Source organism: Acidovorax sp. LjRoot74 (genome assembly GCF_964254355.1).
Classification (GTDB): domain Bacteria; phylum Pseudomonadota; class Gammaproteobacteria; order Burkholderiales; family Burkholderiaceae_C; genus Acidovorax.
The window spans coordinates 2,805,182-2,819,434 of record NZ_CAXUTI020000001.1; the positions used below are offsets into that span (position 1 = coordinate 2,805,182).

Consider the following 14,253-nt stretch of genomic DNA (forward strand, 5'->3'; position numbering starts at 1 on the left):
GCGTTTCCGGGCTTGCTCAGAGTTCAATGCGCTCGGCGGGCACGTCGGCAGCCAGGCGGTCGATCTGCGCCAGCATGGCAGGTTCGCCATCGGCAAAACGCTGGGCAATGCGCCGGAACTCTTCAGACAGCACGAGGAAGGCGTCTACCATGTCGGGGTCGAAATGGCTGGCCCGGCCGTCGCGGATGATCTCCACGGCTGCTTCGTGCGTGAACGCGGCCTTGTACACGCGCTCGGAAATCAGCGCGTCGTACACGTCGGCCACGGCCATGAGGCGCGCCGACAGCGGGATGTTGTTGCCCATCAGCCCTTCGGGGTAGCCCGAGCCGTCCCACTTTTCCTGGTGGCTGTAGGTGATTTCCTTGGCGTAGCGGAAGAACGGGTTGTCTTGTGTGGTGTCGCTCTCGGCGGCCACGATGGCATCGCGACCCAGCGTGGTGTGGGTCTTCATGATCTCGAACTCTTCGGGCGTGAGCTTGCCGGGCTTGAGCAGGATGCGGTCCGGAATGCCCACCTTGCCGATGTCGTGCAGCGGGGCGGACTTGAAGATGGTCTCGATGTTGGTGTCGGTCAGCTCTTCCTTGAAGCGCGGGTGGTTCTGCAGGTGGCGGGCCAGCGTTTCCACATAGTGTTGCGTGCGCCGGATGTGGTTGCCGGTTTCGTTGTCGCGCGTTTCGGCCAGTGAGGCCATGGCACGGATGGTGGCATCCTGCAGTTCGGCCAGCGCGCGGGTGCGGCTGGCCACCTCTTCTTCGAGCACATGGTTGTGGTGGGCCAGATAGTCGCGGGCGCGCTTGAGCTGCAGGTGGTTGCGCACCCGGGCCATCACGATGGCGGGGTTGATGGGCTTGGTGATGTAGTCCACCGCGCCCAGCTCCAGGCCGATGCTTTCGTCGTCCGCCGCACTCATGGCGGTGAGAAAGATCACCGGGATGTCTTCGGTGTCGGGGTTGAACTGCAGGCGGCGCAGCACCTCGTAGCCGTCCATGTCCGGCATCATGATGTCCAGCAGGATCAGGTCGGGCTTGCTCTCGCCCGCCACGATCTGCAGCGCGCGTTCACCGTTGGGCGCGAGCTTGACCTTGTAATCCGTGCGCAGCAGGTCGCTCATCAGCGAAAGGTTGTCGGGGGTGTCATCCACCACCAGCACCGTGCATTTGCCGCTCAGCTCTATCGGGCTATTCATGAACCGGGTCCTCCTTGTTGTGTTGTGCGCCAGGGATGCTGGTAGCACGCAGGGTGTCCAGCGCATCCACAAAGTCGTAGTTGTCCAGCGCCCGCTTCATGCCGGCATAGGTCGGGCCCAGCAGGGCCTTGAGGGCGGGCGTGGACTCCTTGAACAGCTCGATGGCGTCAGAGTCGTCGTCTGCCAGCAAGGCATCGAGCCGGGCCAGTAAGTGCTGCGCGGCGGCATCCATGGGCACATCGGGTGCATCCGCCGAGGGTGGCGCACCGGTGTCTTCGTCAGGGGGCAGGGCAGTGCGCAGTGCGGCCACCAGGGCCTGGCAGGCGGCGTCTACCGGGGGCAGCAATGCGTCGATGGTGGCAGCAGGTGCCTGCTGGCCAATCGCCTCTTCCACCGCCGCAGCCAGTGCAGCCAGCGGGGCGGCGCCGATGGTGCCCGCTGTGCCCTTGAGCGTGTGCATGGCGCGCTGTGCGTCGTCGTGTTGCCCGGCCGCCAGCGCGGCGCGCGTGGCCTGCACGGCGCCTGCCTGCCCGGCCACGAACTTGCGCAGCAGGCTTTCGTAGGCCGGGCGTTTGTCGAGCACCCGGCGCAGCCCGGCGGCCATGTCCAGGCCTTTGATGCTGCGCAGCGGGTCGTGGGAGCCTGTCAGTTCGGAGGGTTGGGCGGGCTGTGGTGCAGGCGCACCAGGGGCTGCGGGCGCTGGTGCGCGCGGCGCAATCCATTGCAGCAGGCTGGCAAACAGCTCGTCAGGGTCGATGGGCTTGGCCAGGTGGCCGTTCATACCAGCGGCGAGGCACAGGTCCCGGTCACGGCTCATGGCGTTGGCGGTCATGGCCAGCACCGGCAGTTGCACCCAGGCGGGGTTCTGGCGCAGCTGGCGTGTGGCGGTGAGGCCGTCCATGACCGGCATCTGCATGTCCATGAGCACGATGTCGTAGGACGCACGCGCAAGCATGTCGAGCGCTATCTGGCCGTTGTCGGCCACATCGACCACCAGCCCGGCGCCCGTAAGCAGATCGGCGCCCACCTGCTGGTTCAGGTCGTTGTCGTCCACCAGCAGTACCCGCGCACCCTGAATGGTGCCCAGGTTGGGGGCGCTGCGCGGGCCGTGGCTGCGCTGCTGCGCATTCGCGCCCTGAGCAAGCCCGCCCAGGGCGCGAATGGCGGTGTCGAACAGCTGTGAGGGGCTGACGGGCTTGGTCAGCATGAGGCCGATGCCAGCGGCCTCCAGCTCCTTTTGCACATCGTCGCGGCCCGCGGCGGTGACGATGACCGAATGGGGCGGATGGGGCAGCAAAGCCAGCGCGCGGTGGGTGGCAAAACCATCCATGCCGGGCATCTTCCAGTCCAGAAACGCGATTTCGCAGGGGCGCCCGGCGGCATCGGCGGCGCCAGCCTTGGCCACGGCCTCTTCGCCCGAACTGGCTGTGGTGACAGCAAAACTCATGCTGCCCAGCAGCCCGCTGAGGATCTGCCGCGCCTGTTCGCTGTCGTCCACCACCAGCACATGCCGCCCACGCAGGTCGGGCTCGGGCAGCAGGGGGCGCTGGGGGGCTGTGCCCAGACCCAGCCGGGCCGTGAACCAGAAGGTGCTGCCCTGGCCCGGCGCGCTTTGCACGCCCACCTCGCCGCCCATCAGGTCTGCGAGTTTTTTGGAGATGGCCAGGCCCAGGCCGGTACCGCCGTATTTGCGGGTGGTGGAGGTGTCGGCCTGCTCGAACGAGCGGAACAGGCGCGACTGCTGTTCTTCGGTGAGGCCGATGCCCGTGTCCTGCACCTCAAACCGCATGAGGATGCCCTCAGCGTCGCGCGAGGTTTCGCTGACCCGCACGACGATCTCGCCTGCGTCGGTGAACTTGACGGCATTGTTGGCGTAGTTGACGAGGATCTGCCCCAGGCGCAGGGGGTCGCCGCGCAGGTTGTCGGGCAGAGCCGGGTCCACGTCGAACAGCAGCTCCAGGCCCTTGCTGGCCGATTTGCCGCTGATCAGGTTGGCCACGTTGTCAAGCACGCCGCGCAGCTCGAAGTCCACCAGTTCCACCTCCAGCTTGCCCGCCTCGATCTTGCTGAAGTCGAGGATGTCGTTGATCAGGCCCAGCAGGTGCTGGCCCGAACGCTGGATCTTTTCGACATAGTCCCGCTGGCGCGGCGAGAGGTCGGTGCCCAGCGCCAGGTGGCTCATGCCGATCACGGCGTTCATGGGGGTGCGGATCTCGTGGCTCATGTTGGCCAGGAAGTCCGACTTCATCTGCGAGGCATCTTCGGCCTTGGCGCGGGCGATCTCCAGCTCTTCTTCATGCTCACGCAAAGCCACATTGAGCTGCTGCAGCTCGGTTGTGCGCTGGGCCACGCGGGCCTCCAGCGCTTCTTCATTGCGCTTCAAGGCCTCGACCAGTTCGGCCTGGGCGGCCATGGCCAGGGATTTGGCCTTTTCGCGTTTGAGGAACTGGCGTGCCATGGCAAATGCCAGCAGAAAAGTCAGCACCGCCTGGAAGGCCGTGAGGCCGGTGGTCAGCAGCGTCTGGCGCTTGACCTCGGCATTGCGCGAGTCACCCAGCAGGGCTGAGACGCGCGAGGCGTTGAGCGACAGCTCCTGCACGGTTTCGCGCAGCGCGTCCAGCTCGGCGCGCAAAAGCCGCATGTGCTCCCGGCTGGAGGCAGGGTCCACGCTGGCGCCAAAGTGGTTGTCGCCCGCCGCCACAAACTTCTGCAGGGCAGCCAGGGCCTTGGCGTAGATGGGCTCGTCCTGCATCAGCGTGCGTGCGGTGCCGCTCTCCAGCGCGCTGAAGCGGCTCAGGAACAGGTCGTAGCGCAGCTCCAGCCGGTCCATGGGGATGCTGCGCGGGTCCAGGTCAAACTGGTGCAGCGCATGGTCGAACTTTTCGTACTCGACATTGAGTTGCAGGAAGGACCACAGCGCATTCACATCGCCGCGCCGCATGACGGCTTCGACGCTGCGGTACTGGTGGTACTGCACGGCCGCGATGGCCACATAGGCCAACACCAGGCCTGCAATGATGAGCCGCAGGATGTGTTTGCTGCGCAGCATGCGTGGTGGGTGCCTGCGGGGCCGGGACGTGCAGCGGGCTACCGGATGCGCAAGGCGTTGAGCTGCCAGGCCGCCCGGTTGTAGTACAGCTCGCTGCGCAGCTCGGCCTTGGCATCGAAGGGATAGACGATGAACAGCGGGCCTTTTTCACGCACGGGCATGGGCCGGTTGTTCATCAGGCGGGCCACGATCACATCGTGGCGGGTGGCGTCTTCGAGGGGGATCTCGGTCTTGTAGTCGTTCAGAGCCACAGCCGTGATCTTGCTGCCCTTGGCGCCCACGGCGGCGAGCACGTCGCGCAGCAGGGGGCCGGTGAAGGTGACTGCGCTGGGGTACCAGGGGGTCTGGGTGGAGAAGCTGTGCTGGGGCAGCTTTTCCAGCATCTTCATGTCGAACTGCGCCTGCTGTCCCTGGTTGGTGTGTGTGATGGCGCCTTCGATGGTCAGCACCACCGGGCCGGTGGCTTTGTCCAGGGCCTGTGCGGCTGTTCCACACAGCGCTGATGCGCCAAGGGCAATGCCCATGAACCAGGCAGCGCTGCGGTGTGTCTGCAAAAGACGTGCATACATGACGATCCCCCCATTTTTTGCAACAGTCTCATGGATAGACGCACAAAATGTAAACCGATTTATAACAGCCGGTCGCTGTTTCGGTGTGGGCGGTGTGTCGCACGCGTACTACGTCGCGGCGCGGTCTGAGCCTGCGCAAAGATCGGCCATGAGCCTGTGGCTGCACGGTACTGGAAGACGGTGTGTTGTGCCAGATTTATTTGCCCGCTGGCGAGGGCGCAGCGCGCCTTGTGCTGCCCGGCAAGGCAAGTGCCCAGCCTGGGAGGGCAGGGGATCAGGCGTTGCCAGCGGCGAGGGTGTCCCAGGCCTTCAATGCCTCTGCGGTGTACATCAGCGCGGGGCCGCCCCCCATGTAGACGCACACAGCCAGCATCTCTTCCAGCTCGGTGCGGGTGGCGCCCAGTTTTTGCAGCGCCTTGACGTGAAAGCCGATGCAGCCCGAGCAGCGCTGGGTCACGCCGATGGCCAGCGCGATCAGCTCCTTGTGCTTGCTGCTCAGCGCGCCTTCAGCCATGGAAGCCTGCGCCAGTTGCGCAAAGCCGCGCATGGTGTCGGGCTGGGCCTTGCGGAAGGTGGCCAGGCTTTCGTTGATGCCCTGGATGAGGCCTGCGTGATCAAAAGTGCTCATTCCATGTTCCTCGAAGTGTTTGTGCTCAGCTGTGGCGCGCGTGGGCTGGGTTACTTCTTCATGGGGCAGGTGTTGATGCCCAGCAGCGTGTAGGCCGGGCAAAAACGGAACAGGCCGGTGGCCAGGGGCACAGCGCCCAGCCAGCCCCACCATCCCACGGTGCCGGTAGCGGCAAGGGTAATCAGCACGAGGCCAGCGACGATGCGCAGCACGCGGTCCAGGGTTCCAACATTGGTGTTCATGGTGTTTCCTTTGGTGTGTGGTGGTTTCGGTGAGATGGCTTGGGTCACAGCGCGTTGACCGGAATCTTGAGATAGGCCACGCCGTTGTCTTCGGTCGGAGGCATGGCGCCCGCGCGGATGTTGACCTGGACTGAGGGCAGGATCAGCGTGGGCATTTCCAGCGTGGCATCGCGCCGGGTGCGCAGGGTCACAAAGGCGTCTTCGGTCACACCGTCATGCACGTGGATGTTGTGGGCACGCTGGTCTGCCACGGTGGTCTGCCATGCGGTCGCGCGTCCGGCCGGCGGGTAGTCGTGGCACATGTAGAGCCGTGTTTCGGGGGGCAGGCTCAGCAGCTTGCGCACCGATTGATAGAGCTGGTGTGCGTCCCCCCCTGGAAAGTCACAGCGTGCCGTGCCCACATCGGGCATGAACAGGGTGTCGCCCACGAACACGGCGTCACCCACCTCATAGGCCATGCAGGCAGGGGTGTGGCCGGGTACGGCCAGTGCTTTGGCCTCCAGCTGGCCAATGCGGAACACCTCGTTGTCATGCAGCAAGTGGTCAAACTGGCGGCCGTCCGGGCGGAACTCAGGCTCCAGATGGAACACGGTCTTGAACACGTCCTGCACCTGTGTGATGGCGGCGCCAATGGCGATGCGCGCCCCCAGCTTGTTGCGCAGGTAGTGCGCGGCCGACAGATGGTCGGCATGCGCGTGGGTTTCCAGGATCCACTCCACCGTCAGGCCATGGGTCTGCACGAACTCGATCAGGCGTTCTGCAGAGTGGGTGCGGGTGCGGCCGGACTTGGGGTCGTAGTCGAGCACGGAATCCACCAAGGCGCAGTGTCCGCCGGGCTGGTCGTAGACGACGTAGCTCACCGTCCAGGTGGCATCGTCAAAGAAGGCCTGTATCTGGGGTTTCATCGCTTCTTTCCTTGGTTTTAATATCAATGCAAATAGTTTATTGACTGATAGATTGTTAGTCAATAGAATATCGACAATGAAATTGAAAAGGAGTGCGCTTCCATGCTCACAGATGTGCCGATCGAACTGGAAACCCTGCGCCGCTCAGCGGACAGTGCCTGCCGCCTCATGAAGGTGCTTTCCAACCCCGACCGCTTGCTGCTGCTGTGCCAACTCACGCAGGGCGAGAAGAGGGTGGGGGAGCTGGAGGAGTTGGTTGGCATCTCCCAACCCACGCTGTCCCAGCAGCTCGGCGTATTGCGTGAAGAAGGGCTGGTGAGCACGCGCCGGGAAGGCAAGAACATCTATTACCAGATCGCCAGCCCCCAGGCGCTGGCGGTGATGAACGTGCTGTTTGAACAGTTTTGCGGGCCTGCACAAGGCGCAGCCCAGGAGGAACAAGGATGCTGATCGATTGGACCCATTTCACCCCTTGGAGCGCCCTGATCGGTGGCGTTTTGTTGGGCCTCGCATCGGCGCTGTTTGTGCTGCTCAATGGCCGCATCCTGGGCATCAGCGGCATCGTCGGTGGCTTGCTGCGGCCACGTGCGGGCGATGTTGGCTGGCGCCTTGCCTTTGTGCTGGGCATGCTGGTGGCCCCTGGCGTGTATTGGCTGTTTGCCGGTGCTACGGCGCCGCGCATCGATGCCAGCTGGGGCACGGTGGTGGCGGCGGGCTTGCTGGTCGGCGTGGGCACGCGCTACGGATCGGGCTGCACCAGCGGCCATGGTGTGTGCGGGCTGTCGCGCCTGTCTCCCCGCTCCCTCGTTGCCACCCTGGCCTTCATGGGCGCAGGGTTCATCACGGTGTTTGTAGCCCGGCATGCCCTGGGCTGAGGTCACTACAACTGCATGGAGCACGGATATGACAACAAGCTTGGCGAAAAGCCGGATTTCTGAATTTGTGGTGGGCCTGGTGTTTGGCCTGGGCCTGATCGTGTCGGGCATGACCGATCCCGGCAAGGTGCTGGGTTTTCTGGACCTGGCGGGCCTGTGGGACCCTTCGCTGGCCTTTGTGATGGGCGGTGCGATTGCGGTGGGTCTGTTTGCGTTTGCCTTGGCCAAGAAGCGAACGACCAGCTTCCTGGGGGGAGCCATGCACCTGCCCACGTCCAGCGATATCGACCGCCGCCTGGTGATTGGCAGCCTGGTGTTTGGCGCTGGATGGGGTCTCGCAGGTTTTTGCCCTGGCCCGGCCATCGTTTCAGCCGGTGCCGGCCAGCCCAAGGCCATTGTGTTTGTGTTGGCCATGCTGGCAGGCATGTGGATATTTGAAATGGCCGAGGGCCGCGCGCGGCGCACTTCCAAAAACCACCAGGCAGGAGCACTTTGACATGGGAATGCAGATCATTGCCCTGACGCCCGACTTTGCGGTGTCACCCCAGTTGATGGCCGAGGACTTCGCATGGGTGTCTACCCAGGGGTTCAAGACGCTCGTCAACAACCGGCCGGACGGGGAGGGTGGTGACGCCCAGCCTACCAGCCAGATGCTGGAGGCCGCAGCACGTGCTGCAGGCCTGCACTATGTGTATCTGCCCGTGGTCAGCGGCGCCATCACTGCACAGCAGGTGCAGACCTTGCACGATGTGCTGGCGATAGCGCCTGGACCCACGCTGGCGTTTTGCCGATCAGGCGCTCGGTCTGCCCAGCTGTTTGGCCTGGCCCAGCAAATGGGCTGAGCGCCAGAGCGCCTGAGCCGATGTAGAAACCAGAGGCCATCACATGCAATTTGTGCCCAGCTGGTTACGCAGCTACCAGCGGTCCTGGCTCTCGGGGGATCTGGTGGCAGGTGTCATCGTCACGGTGATGCTCATCCCGCAAAGCCTGGCCTACGCACTGTTGGCGGGGCTGCCTCCTGAAGTCGGCCTGTATGCCAGCATCCTGCCCATCGTGGCCTATGCGCTGCTGGGGTCGAGCATGACACTGGCGGTGGGCCCTGTAGCCGTGGCCTCGCTCATGACGGCCAGTGCCCTTCAGCCGCTGGCAGCAGCAGGTTCTGCAGACTATGTGGGGCTGGCCATGCTGCTGTCCCTTTTGTCGGGTGGGATGTTGCTGCTGTTCGGCCTGTTGCGGTTGGGGTTTCTTGCGCACTTTTTGAGCCATCCGGTCATCAGCGGTTTTATCTCGGGTTCGGCCGTGCTGATTGCGGTGGGCCAGCTCAAGCACCTGATGGGGGTGAAAGCAGGGGGCGGCAACGTCCTGGACATGGTGTTGCAGCTGGTGCGTGCGCTGCCCCATACCAACGGCGTGACTCTGGGCATCGGCGCTGGAAGCGTTCTTTTCCTGCTGCTTGCGCGCAAGTATCTGGCTGCCGGGCTGGTCCGCGCCGGCGTGGGTTCCAAGCTGGCAGACCTGGCATCCAAGCTTGCGCCCATGCTGGCAGTTGTGGTCACCACGGCGCTGGTGGCTGCGCTGCGCTGGGACGAATCCGCCGGTGTCAGCATCGTGGGGGCCGTGCCGCAAGGGCTGCCGGTGCTGGCGATTCCGTCGGTGACAGCCTCGGCGGTCGGCCAGTTGTGGTTGCCTGCGCTGCTTATCTCCCTGGTGGGGTTTGTCGAGAGTGTGTCGGTGGCGCAGTCGCTGGCACTCAAGCGCCAGCAGCGCATACAGCCCAACCGGGAGCTGCTGGGCCTGGGGGCCGCCAACGTGGCCAGCGCCTTGTCGGGTGGTTTCCCGGTCACCGGCGGTTTTGCGCGCTCGGTGGTTAATTTTTCGGCGGGAGCCCATACGCCGCTGGCGGGTATGGTGTCTGCCTTGCTCATGGCGGTGGTCATTGCTGCGCTCACAGGCCTGTTCCACTATCTACCCCATACGGTGTTGGCCGCCACCATCATCGTGGCCGTGGTGACGCTGATCGATGTGCAGACCTTGCGCGAAGCCTGGCACTACGACAAGGCTGACGCCTTGTCGCTGCTGGCCACAGCTGGCGGCGTGATGGCCTGGGGTGTAGAGGTGGGCATCCTCATGGGAGTGGGCTTGTCACTGGGCACGCTGGTCTGGCGCAGCAGCCATCCACATATTGCAGTGGTGGGGCGTGTGCCCGGCACAGAGCATTTCCGCAACATCGCACGCCACCATGTCACTACAGAGTCCGGCCTGATTGCGGTGCGCGTGGACGAAAGCCTGTACTTTGCCAACTCTGAGGTTCTGCAGGACACCATCGAGGGCCTGGTCGCCTCCCAGGCTGGCACCCGTCACGTGCTCCTGGTGTGCTCAGCGGTCAACCAGATCGACGCCACGGCGCTCGGGGTGCTGAGCGACCTGGACAACAGCCTGGCACAGCGGGGCATGGCGCTGCTGCTCTCCGAAGTCAAAGGCCCCGTGCTGGACCGCCTGCAAAACACCGCTTTGGGCCAGCGGCTGCGGGGGCGGGTGTTCCTGAGTACACACCAGGCCTTTGAGTTTGTGCGCCAAAGCACTGCCGCCCCAAGGCCCGGCAAAGCCACAGCCGTTGCGCCTTCGGCTTGACGGGCCAAGGCTGCTTGGCCGGGCGCGTCAGCGCTTGCCTGCGCTGAAACGCAGCGTGCCGAGCGCCATGGCAAAACCGGGCTCGGCGGCCTTGGCATCCTCGTCGCCGACCTGGGTCATGATGATCACCGTGGTCCCGTCCAGTGCGGCCTTGAAGAAGCGCGCTTCATGCGGCAAGTTCTGTCCCAGCATGCTGACCACAAAACGCTGAGAGACACCCTGGTTCTCTTTGCCCGCCACCTGGCGGGTAATGGGGGTGGCAGTCACTGGCCCCATGCGGGCTTGTTGTGCGGTGTTGGCCTTTGCGGCGTCCGCGCGATTGCGGGCTGCGGTAGCCGCAAACTTTTCAATGTCCTGGCCTGAAAAAAATGGACTGAACATCAAGGTCACGACCGCCTCGTTTGGCCCCTCCAGATCAATGCTGCGCATGCGGGTTGCGTCCTGCGCGACCACGTCTTCCGTTACTTTCCAGCCTGCAGGGTGGTCAAAGCTCACACCGTCCTTGCTGTAGGTGGCGGGCGGTGCCGCATGTGCGGGGCGCAAAGCAGCCGGGACAAGTGACGCCAGGATGGCCAGACACAATGCCAGATGGAAAGCCTTGGCGCGGAGAAACAGAGGGATGGGATGCATGGCAGGGAGGATTGGGGCGGAATGGAAAAATTTTCTCATGGGTGCGAGGTGCGTTCTTGCGCTTGAGCAGCATCGTTTGTGTATTTGTGATTTTACATAATATACATCGTATAAATTCATAGAAGTATCCAACCAGCCCCAAGCTTCCCTATGATGGCCCACCGCCGCACCACACAGAAAGCGCCATGAACATGGACACCACGTCTTTGATTCGGGACATGGGAATGAATGCAGGCCTGCTGTGTTTTCTGGCGGCGCTGTACAGCATTGTCCTGACGGGTGCTCGCCATTCTGATCTGCGGGTTCGGACAGTGCGGCAGAGCTGGCTGCCGTGGATCACGGGGCTCATGTTCGGCGTTACCGGCATCCTGACCATGCTGGTGCCGCTGCGTTTTGGCGAAGGCGTGATGGTGGACGCCCGGTTGGTGATGACGGGCCTGGCTGGTGCCTACCTGTCGCCTTTGGGCGCGGTGCTGTGCGCTGCTGTGCTGGGCGCGTACCGGCTCTATCTCGGTGGCATTGGCAGCGGCCCGGCCATGGTGGGCATTGTTTTGACTGCGGGCATCGGGTGGCTGTGGCAGCACTATCGGCCTTACTTTTCCTCGCAGCGCTTTGGTGCCTTGACCGACGGTTTCTGGTTGATCGGGTTGGGCGCTAGTCTGGCGGCGGGCGGCATGCTGGCCATACAGACCCTGCCGCTGGAGATCGCACGGGCAGTCACCGCGCAGTCCTGGATGGCGGTGGTGGTTATCTACCCCATTGGGACGGTTTTGCTGGGATCTCTTCTGGACAACACCCAAAAGCTCAACCAGCGTGAAGAGGCCCTGGAGCAGACCGCTGAAACCCTGAAGACCCTGCTGGCCGAAGCACGCCAGGCCGCGAGCGTGTTCGTCAACAGCAAGGACGCAATTGCCATCGTGCGGCCGGACGGCACCGTGCTGGATGTCAACCCAACCTACAGCAACGTGCTGGGCTATGCGCGCGAAGAGCTGATTGGCCAGTCATCTGCAGTGCTGCGCGTTGATGAAGGGGGCGAAGCCACATTCCTGCGCCGCGTAGCGCAGGCCATCGAGCGGGACGGTCGATGGCATGGCGAGCTGGTCCGGCGCCGCAAGAATGGCGAAGCTTTTGTCTCGGAAGTCACCGTCGAAGGCATCAAGGACCCGGACGGGGTTGTGCGCAAATGGGTGTCTGTGGGCAAGGACGTGACCGAACAGCGCCGCCTGGAGCAGGCCCTGCAGCAGTTTGGCAACTACGACGCCCTCACCGGCCTTTCCAGCCGCCGCCTGTTCGCCAAGGAACTCAACGCGGCCCTCCATAAGCGCACCGAAGCCGCCAGCTTCCTCGTGCTGTGTCTGCTCGACATCGACCAGTTCAAGGACCTCAACGAGCAATGGGGTCAGCCGCTGGCCGACCAGTTCCTCCGGGTGTTTGCGCAGCGCCTCAGGGCCGAGGCGGGCCCGGGCAACCTCATTGGTCGCATCGGTGGCGACGAATTTGCCGTGGCACTGAAAGACTGCGCGCACTCCGAAGCCGCATTGCAGCGCCTGGAGGGGCTGCGCCAGGCGCTTGCGCGGACGGCCGTGCTGGACAACGTGCAGCTGCGCCTGACCTGCAGCGCCGGGGTCACGTTTTACCCCGACGACATGGCCGACGCAGACGGCTTGCTGCGCCACGCGGGCCTGGCACTGTATGTGGCCAAGGAACAGGGCAAGGACCGGATCGCGGTGTTCGACATCCAGCAGGGCCAGAGGGTGCAAGCGCGCAGGCACACGGCCAAGCTGGTCGAAGACGCCCTGCTGCAAGGAGAGATGGAGCTGTTCTTTCAGCCCAAGGTCCGGATTTCCGATGGACAGATCCTGGGGGCGGAGTGCTTGATCCGGTGGCGCCACCCCGAACGCGGGATGCTGGCGCCCGGCGCCTTCATGGATGACATTGTGGGCACGCCCGCTGCGGGCAGGCTGGACTACTGGGTGCTGAACGCGGCTTTCGAGGCTGGCCACGCCCTTGCCACCCAGGGCTGCCCGCTGTCGCTGAGCATCAACGTGGCGGTCTCCACGTTGATCGACCGCCGCTTCCAGCAGGAAGTCGCCCTGCTGCTCAAGCAGTACCCTTCCCTGCCCCAGCCATTTCTGGAGGTCGAGTTGCTGGAAACCGAAACCTTCAACGACCTCTCGGCCGTGGCCTATGTCATCCAGGGGCTGGATGAGCTGGGCGTGCAATGCTCCATCGATGACTTCGGCACCGGCTACTCGTCGCTCACCTACCTGCAACGCCTGCCTGCGCAGATTGTGAAGATCGACCAGTCCTTCGTGCGCGACATGCTCGACGACGAGCGCGACCGCACCCTGGTGCGCGGCATTGTGGGCCTGGCCCATGCGTTCAATCGCCATGTGGTGGCCGAAGGTGTGGAAACCCCCGCCCATGCCGAAGCCTTGCGCGACCTGGGGTGCGACGGCCTTCAGGGCTACGGCATTGCCCGGCCCATGCCGCTGCCGGATCTGATCCACTGGATACAGGAGTGGCGCCCGCCGCCCGCCTGGGTGGGGGCCCGGCAACCGGTGCGCTGACGGCCTCGGGGCTTCGCAAAACTGGCCTGCCCCGGCGCAGGCAGCGCTGTGGGGGCACCAGTGACTTCTGTCGCCACCCTCTTCTCCTCTCCAAGCCGCTACCATCCACGCCCATGAATCCTTCCCACCCCGCTCCCTCGACCCCGTCTTCCGTTCACTTTGGCCACCAGGGCCGCGTTTGTATCGTCACCGGCGGTGCGCAAGGCATTGGCGAAGCCTGCGTGCGCCGCTTTGCCGCCGAAGGCGCCAGGCCGGTCATCGTGGATGTGGACGATGCGCGCGGCCAGGCCCTGGCTGAGGAGCTGGGCGCGCTGTATGTGCGCTGTGACGTGGGCGACAAGGCGCAGGTGGATGCGCTGGTGGCCCAGGTGCTGGCAGCCCATGGGCGCATCGATGTGCTGGTGAACAACGCGGGTATCTTCCGCGCGGCAGACTTTCTGGAGGTGACCGAGGCGGACTTTGACGCCGTGCTGCGGGTCAACCTCAAGGGCTCGTTCATGGTGGGCCAGGCCGTGGCGCGCGCCATGGTGGCAACGGGTGGCGGCGCCATCGTCAACATGAGTTCGGTGAATGGTGTGCTGGCCATTCCCAACATCGCCAGCTACAACGTGAGCAAAGGCGGCGTAAACCAGCTCACGCGCGTGATGGCGTTGGCGCTGGCCGACAAGAACATCCGCGTGAACGCCGTGGCCCCCGGCACTATCGCCACCGAGCTGGCCGCCAAGGCGGTGCTGACCAGTGACGAAGCCAAACACAAGATCATGAGCCGCACGCCCATGAAGCGGCTGGGCGAGCCCTCGGAGATTGCCGATGTGGTGGCCTGGCTGGCGAGCGATGCGGCCAGCTATGTGACTGGCGAGATCGTGACCGTGGATGGCGGGCGCATGACGCTGAACTACACCGTGCCTGTGTAATGCGGCGCTATTTTATTGATAGCTTAAAAGGCAATACCATCAGGCGGTAGGGCC

Annotated in this window: 14 protein-coding genes; 7 read left to right on the forward strand and 7 right to left on the reverse strand. The window is 64.2% G+C overall.

What is annotated here, in order from left to right; genetic code table 11:
- Nucleotides 1-16: 16 nt before the first annotated feature.
- From ACSQ3O_RS13185 to ACSQ3O_RS13210, 6 genes are all read right to left on the reverse strand, one after another.
- Complete coding sequence (locus tag ACSQ3O_RS13185; RefSeq protein ID WP_137745440.1) at nt 17-1,186, reverse strand: response regulator; 1,170 nt, start codon at nt 1,184-1,186, stop codon at nt 17-19.
- Nucleotides 1,179-4,235, reverse strand: a complete 3,057-nt coding sequence (locus ACSQ3O_RS13190; RefSeq protein ID WP_436139202.1) for a response regulator — start codon at nt 4,233-4,235, stop codon at nt 1,179-1,181. The genes ACSQ3O_RS13185 and ACSQ3O_RS13190 overlap by 8 nt, the downstream gene beginning before the upstream one ends.
- 38 nt (nt 4,236-4,273) lie before the next feature.
- Nucleotides 4,274-4,804, reverse strand: coding sequence for a molybdopterin-dependent oxidoreductase (locus tag ACSQ3O_RS13195; protein ID WP_375708129.1), 531 nt, complete (start codon nt 4,802-4,804; stop codon nt 4,274-4,276).
- Nucleotides 4,805-5,078: 274 nt separating this feature from the next.
- The gene (locus ACSQ3O_RS13200; protein ID WP_137745442.1) at nt 5,079-5,432 is read right to left on the reverse strand and encodes a carboxymuconolactone decarboxylase family protein; all 354 of its coding nucleotides are present in this window, start codon (nt 5,430-5,432) and stop codon (nt 5,079-5,081) included.
- A 50-nt stretch (nt 5,433-5,482) separates the two neighbouring features.
- Nucleotides 5,483-5,674, reverse strand: coding sequence for a YgaP family membrane protein (locus ACSQ3O_RS13205; protein ID WP_436139203.1), 192 nt, complete (start codon nt 5,672-5,674; stop codon nt 5,483-5,485).
- A 44-nt stretch (nt 5,675-5,718) separates the two neighbouring features.
- On the reverse strand, nt 5,719-6,579 hold the full coding sequence (locus ACSQ3O_RS13210; RefSeq protein ID WP_436139204.1) for an MBL fold metallo-hydrolase: 861 nt from the start codon (nt 6,577-6,579) through the stop codon (nt 5,719-5,721).
- 102 nt (nt 6,580-6,681) lie between these two features.
- Between ACSQ3O_RS13210 and ACSQ3O_RS13215 the strand changes: the two genes are divergently transcribed.
- From ACSQ3O_RS13215 to ACSQ3O_RS13235, 5 genes are read left to right on the forward strand one after another with little or no spacing between them, the layout of a single operon-like run.
- Nucleotides 6,682-7,029: an ArsR/SmtB family transcription factor gene (locus ACSQ3O_RS13215; protein ID WP_137745445.1), complete on the forward strand. Its 348-nt coding sequence runs from the start codon at nt 6,682-6,684 to the stop codon at nt 7,027-7,029.
- Nucleotides 7,023-7,454 (forward strand): YeeE/YedE family protein, encoded by a 432-nt coding sequence (locus tag ACSQ3O_RS13220; RefSeq protein ID WP_436139205.1) that lies wholly within the window; start codon nt 7,023-7,025, stop codon nt 7,452-7,454. Before ACSQ3O_RS13215 ends, ACSQ3O_RS13220 begins: the two co-directional genes overlap by 7 nt.
- Before the next feature lie 28 nt (nt 7,455-7,482).
- Nucleotides 7,483-7,950 carry a YeeE/YedE family protein gene (locus ACSQ3O_RS13225; RefSeq protein ID WP_436139206.1) on the forward strand — a complete coding sequence of 156 codons (468 nt, stop codon included), beginning with the start codon at nt 7,483-7,485 and terminating at the stop codon, nt 7,948-7,950.
- A 1-nt stretch (nt 7,951) separates the two neighbouring features.
- The gene (locus ACSQ3O_RS13230; protein ID WP_137745448.1) at nt 7,952-8,296 is read left to right on the forward strand and encodes a TIGR01244 family sulfur transferase; all 345 of its coding nucleotides are present in this window, start codon (nt 7,952-7,954) and stop codon (nt 8,294-8,296) included.
- 43 nt (nt 8,297-8,339) lie between these two features.
- Nucleotides 8,340-10,085 (forward strand): SulP family inorganic anion transporter, encoded by a 1,746-nt coding sequence (locus ACSQ3O_RS13235; protein WP_436139207.1) that lies wholly within the window; start codon nt 8,340-8,342, stop codon nt 10,083-10,085.
- A 27-nt stretch (nt 10,086-10,112) separates the two neighbouring features.
- On the opposite strand, the gene ACSQ3O_RS13240 is transcribed toward ACSQ3O_RS13235, so the two are convergent.
- Nucleotides 10,113-10,715 carry a hypothetical protein gene (locus ACSQ3O_RS13240; protein ID WP_436139208.1) on the reverse strand — a complete coding sequence of 201 codons (603 nt, stop codon included), beginning with the start codon at nt 10,713-10,715 and terminating at the stop codon, nt 10,113-10,115.
- A gap of 185 nt (nt 10,716-10,900) precedes the next feature.
- Here ACSQ3O_RS13240 and ACSQ3O_RS13245 point away from each other — a divergent pair, with 185 nt between their 5' ends.
- Both ACSQ3O_RS13245 and ACSQ3O_RS13250 read left to right on the forward strand, forming a co-directional pair.
- The gene (locus ACSQ3O_RS13245) at nt 10,901-13,285 is read left to right on the forward strand and encodes an EAL domain-containing protein (RefSeq protein WP_436139209.1); all 2,385 of its coding nucleotides are present in this window, start codon (nt 10,901-10,903) and stop codon (nt 13,283-13,285) included.
- A gap of 113 nt (nt 13,286-13,398) precedes the next feature.
- Nucleotides 13,399-14,199: an SDR family NAD(P)-dependent oxidoreductase gene (locus tag ACSQ3O_RS13250; protein ID WP_137745452.1), complete on the forward strand. Its 801-nt coding sequence runs from the start codon at nt 13,399-13,401 to the stop codon at nt 14,197-14,199.
- The last annotated feature ends 54 nt before the right edge of the window (nt 14,200-14,253 follow it).